This window comes from Desulfofundulus thermobenzoicus, from assembly GCF_009428905.1.
Lineage (GTDB): Bacteria > Bacillota > Desulfotomaculia > Desulfotomaculales > Desulfovirgulaceae > Desulfofundulus_A > Desulfofundulus_A thermobenzoicus.
In genome coordinates this window covers 1-427 of the sequence record NZ_WHYR01000221.1, presented here as the reverse complement: position 1 = coordinate 427, position 427 = coordinate 1, and the positions used below count along the sequence as shown (strand labels likewise).

Below are 427 nucleotides of genomic sequence, written 5' to 3'. Positions count from 1 at the left end.
CATTGAAACAGGTCTATGAAAATTTAAAACGCCAGAAATAAAAAAAGCCCCCTGCATGTTAGCAGGCGGGCTGTTTATTTATCCTTCACACGTGTAATTGGAATATCTTTTAAAAGCTTCATAATGACATGACCACCCATGATCAGTCCGGCAACAGACGGAACGAATGCATTGGATGATGGCGGCATTTGCGCCTTGCGAATCTTCGCTTCATCATTTCCAACTTCTTTTCTGACATCTTCGCGAATGACAATTGGACTTTCATCAGAGAAAATGACTTCAATTCCTTTACGAATCCCTTCCTTACGCAAACGTGTTCTCACAACTTTTGCAATAGGATCGGTATGTGTTTTTGAAATATCATCAATTTTGAAGCGTGTCGGATCTGTTTTGTTCGCAGCTCCCATACTTGAAATGATGTTCACAC

1 protein-coding gene is annotated in these 427 nt (G+C 40.5%); it reads right to left on the bottom strand.

What is annotated here, in order from left to right; all coding sequences use genetic code 11:
* Window positions 1–74: 74 nt before the first annotated feature.
* On the bottom strand, window positions 75–427 hold a 353-nt coding region (locus tag GFC01_RS18330), incomplete at its 5' end, for a tRNA threonylcarbamoyladenosine dehydratase (protein WP_423244423.1).